4 protein-coding genes are annotated in these 3,965 nt (G+C 63.1%); all 4 read left to right on the top strand.

Translation table 11 applies throughout. The features are described from left to right. Window positions 1-123, top strand: a complete 123-nt coding sequence (locus A3764_RS24620) for a hypothetical protein (protein WP_330220517.1) — start codon at window positions 1-3, stop codon at window positions 121-123. Window positions 124-465: 342 nt separating this feature from the next. Then, window positions 466-1,551 carry an ABC transporter permease gene (locus tag A3764_RS09320; protein WP_067920652.1) on the top strand — a complete coding sequence of 362 codons (1,086 nt, stop codon included), beginning with the start codon at window positions 466-468 and terminating at the stop codon, window positions 1,549-1,551. Window positions 1,552-1,564: 13 nt separating this feature from the next. Next, window positions 1,565-3,034 (top strand): ABC transporter permease, encoded by a 1,470-nt coding sequence (locus A3764_RS09315; protein ID WP_067920650.1) that lies wholly within the window; start codon window positions 1,565-1,567, stop codon window positions 3,032-3,034. Between the two features lie 88 nt (window positions 3,035-3,122). Continuing rightward, a partial coding sequence (locus tag A3764_RS09310; RefSeq protein ID WP_150122122.1) for an ABC transporter ATP-binding protein occupies window positions 3,123-3,965 on the top strand: 843 nt, incomplete at its 3' end.

Raw genomic sequence — 3,965 nt, 5'->3', positions numbered from 1 at the left:
CTGACGCTGGAGGCCGCGCGCGACGCCGCCGTGATCGCCACCCGGCGCTATGCCAAACGGCAACGTACATGGGGGCGCAGCCGGTCGGACCGCTGGATCCGGATTGACCCGGCAACGCTCTGATCGCCTCCGGCGTGGCCCCGCCTGGCCGGCCCCGGGAGCCACTGGATGGCGTCCACGCAAACCCGGGAAGTGATACACGATGTCGCAAAAATTGCCCCAAAGGTCTGAACGCGACATTGACGCACCCCGCCCGTTCATGCCTGATAGGCGCCACAAGTGACATCACAACCCGGCGAAAACACCGGGAAACCCTTGATCGAATGGCGCCGATCCGGGACAAGACCAACAAACCGACGCCACCGGGGGCCTGTGCCCGCGCGTGGCAGGCCAAGTGAACGACGGGTCGCAAAGACCTGATAATCCGGCAGGATCAACCTGCCCGCCACGCAACAGGGGCACCCGATGGGATTATTCATTCTGCGCCGGCTGGGCGTGATGCTGCTGACGGCGCTATGCCTGACGTTCATCGTGTTCTGGCTGACGAACCTCTATCCGAACCTCGAAAAGCTCGCCAAGACCCAGGGCAACTTCCGCATGTCGGACGAAGCCGTGACAAGCTACCTGACCGACAGGGGGTATCTGCAGCCCCTGCCCGTCAAGTTCGGTCAATGGCTCGGGGTGCTGCCGGGATGGGAGACGGTGCGAGACGACGGTGAGGTCTTTGGCCGCTGCTTTGCCGCGGGCACCCCGGAAGAAGCGCGCCCGACGCGCTGCGGCGTGCTGCAGGGCGACTGGGGCTTTTCCACCGTCTTCAAGGAGGACGTGGCCCCCACCGTGCTGACCCGCCTTGCGCTCACCGGCAAGCTCATGCTCGGCGTGCTGCTGCTGATGGTGCCATCGGCGCTCATCGTAGGCGTGCTCGCGGGGATGAAAGAGGGCTCCAAGCTCGATCGGTCGCTCTCCACCTTCTCGATCGCGACGACGGCGACGCCGGAATACGTCTCCGGCGTGATCTTCATCGCCGTGCTGGCCTCTTCCAAATACGGGTTGTCGCCGCTGTTGAACGAATGGGGCGTGATCGACAGCAAGACGCTGTTCCTCGGTTCGGCCACCAGCGCCATGGCGGATGCGAATTTCTGGAACTTCTTCCTGCCGGTGCTGACCATCTCGCTCTACGGCATGGGATATATCGCGCGGATGACGCGCGCCTCCATGACGGAGGTGATGACGGCGCAATATATCCGGACCGCGCGCCTGAAGGGGGTGAAGTTCAGCGACATCGTGTTGAAACACGCCCTGCGCAACGCGCTGATCGCGCCCTTCACCGTCATCATGCTGCAGATCCCGTGGCTGCTGAACGGGGTCGTGATCGTCGAAACCCTTTTCAACTACAAGGGCTTCGGCTGGCTGCTGGTGCAGGCCGCCTCCAACAACGACATCGAACTGCTGCTGGCGGTCTCTGTCGTGTCGGTGATCGTGGTGCTGGTGACGCAGCTCATCTCCGACATCGGCTATGTCTACCTGAACCCGCGCATCCGCATTTCCTGAGAGGAACGAGCTTATGGAACCGTTGACATGGACCGGCGCGCTGAGCGGGCTGAACATCGTCTTCTATACCGTCGTGGGCCTGCTCGCGCTGGCCATCGTGCTGCAGATACTCGCCGCACTCCTGCCAAGCACCGGGGGAACCGCCAGCGTAAATCCCGACGGCACGATGACGGCAAGCCCCGGCTTTTCAGGCCTGATCGGATCGGCGGTGGCATGGCTCTTCTATGCGACGCTGGCGCTCATCCTCGTCTATCTGGTGGGGGGGATATTCCTTGGGCCTGAGGCCGGTATCTTCGGCGGCATGGCGCAACAGTTCCTGCCCGTCTGGATCGCCCTGATCGTGACCTTCGCGCTGTCGATCACCTACAAGCGGCGGCTGGGCCTTTATGGCAAGCTCTTTGACAGTACCGTAGGCATGATCGGCTTCGCCATCGTGATGTTCTGGGTGTTCACCGGCGTCTTCGGCGGGGTCTTCGACCTTCTGGTCACCCACGACAGCCTCAGCCAGGTGTCGGGCATGAAAAACAAGCTTCCCGGAACGCCCCTGCGCGGGGCCGAGGAAGGCGACTACCCGTGGTTCCTGCTGGGGGGCGACAATCTGGCCCGGGACGTGTTCAGCCGGCTCATCAAGGGGTCCTGGGTAGTGGTCAAGATCGCGCCCTTCGCCACGCTCTTTGCCTTCATGGTGGGGATCACGCTGGGCCTGCCGGCGGGATATTACGGCGGAAAGCTCGACACGCTGCTGAGCTTTCTGGCCAACCTGATCCTCGCCTTCCCGGTGATCCTGCTGTTCTACCTGCTGGTCACGCCGGAGATCGTGCTGACCGGCATTCCGAACTACATGGCATTGTTCCTATTTTCCTTTCCGCTGATCTTCGCGGCGATCCTGCTCAATTCGCGCTACTACACGCAGCCCTCTTTCCGCACGCCGCTGCTGGTGGTGGTGCTGGGCGTGGGCCTCTGGCTCTACCTGTCGATGGTCACCACCGACGGGGCCATCGTGGCGACGAATACCTATGTGATCCCGGGCATCCCGCCGTTCCTTGACCTCTTCGACATCGACCCCGGGATCCTCGTGGTTTTCGTCTCGGTCGTTTTCGTGAACTCGCCCACCGTCTTCCGGATCGTGCGCGGCCTCGCCATGGACATCAAGACCCGCGACTACGTGGCCGCCGCCCAGACCAGGGGCGAGGGCCCGTGGTACATCATGCTGTGGGAGATCCTGCCCAATGCACGCGGGCCGCTGATCGTCGATTTCTGCCTGCGCATCGGATATACCACGATCCTTCTGGGCACGCTGGGCTTCTTCGGGCTGGGGCTCGAATCCGAAAGCCCGGACTGGGGGAGCACCATCAACGCGGGACGGCGGCTGCTGTCGCTCTACCCTCATGCGGCGATAGCCCCGGCGCTGGCGCTTCTGAGCCTTGTGCTGGGTCTGAACCTGCTGGCGGACGGGCTGCGGGAGGAATCGCTACGCGACTGAGGACGGCCCGGGGGCCAGCCCCCGGACCCCCGGGATATTTTTCCATTTGGAAGGCGCAAGCGTCTTTCGGAAGGACAAGGAGAACGACATGGTCAAGGAAGCATACGACGGCCCCATCCTCGAGATAGACAACCTGTCGATCTCCTTTTTCACCCGGTTGCGGGAAATCCCCGCCGTGATGGATTTTTCCGCCAGCGTTCAACCCGGCGAGGCGCTGGGGCTGGTGGGTGAATCGGGCTGCGGCAAATCCACCGTGGCGCTCGGCGTGATGCAGGATCTGGGCAAGAACGGCCGGATCGTCGGGGGATCCATTAAGTTCAAGGGCCGCGACCTTGGCGAGATGACGCAGGATGAATTGCGCGACATCCGCGGCAGCGAGATCGCGATGATCTATCAGGAACCGATGGCGAGCCTGAATCCCGCCATGCGGATCGGCAAGCAGTTGATGGAAGTGCCGATGATCCATGCCGGCATGTCCGAAAAGGATGCCTACGACCGCGCGCTTCAGGTCGTCACCGACGTGAAGCTGCCGGACCCGGAGCGTATCCTGAAGGCCTATCCGCACCAGCTTTCCGGCGGGCAGCAGCAGCGCATCGTGATCGCCATGGCGCTGATGTCGGAGCCCTCGCTGCTGATCCTCGATGAGCCGACGACCGCGCTCGACGTGACGGTGGAGGCCGCTGTGGTGGAGCTCGTGAAGGAGTTGGGGACCAAATACGGCACGTCCATGCTTTTCATCAGTCACAACCTCGGGCTGGTGCTGGAAACCTGCGACCGGATCTGCGTGATGTATTCCGGCGAAGCGGTGGAGGACGGCTCCATCGAGGATGTCTTCGACGAGATGCAGCACCCCTATACGCAGGCGCTGTTCCGGTCGATCCCGCTGCCCGGTGCGGACAAGAACGCGCGACCGCTGGTGGCAATCCCCGGC

Origin of the sequence: Sulfitobacter sp. HI0129 (genome assembly GCF_001635395.1) — a bacterium.
GTDB lineage: Bacteria > Pseudomonadota > Alphaproteobacteria > Rhodobacterales > Rhodobacteraceae > Sulfitobacter.
The sequence above is the reverse complement of the archived record's forward strand: the minus strand, read 5'-3'. Positions and strand labels throughout refer to the sequence as shown.

What these genes read in the sequence shown, in the direction of transcription:
- A3764_RS09320 (WP_067920652.1), top strand. Translation starts at nt 466, where the DNA reads ATGGGATTATTCATTCTGCGCCGGCTGGGCGTGATGCTGCTGACGGCG.
- A3764_RS09315 (WP_067920650.1), top strand. Translation starts at nt 1,565, where the DNA reads ATGGAACCGTTGACATGGACCGGCGCGCTGAGCGGGCTGAACATCGTC.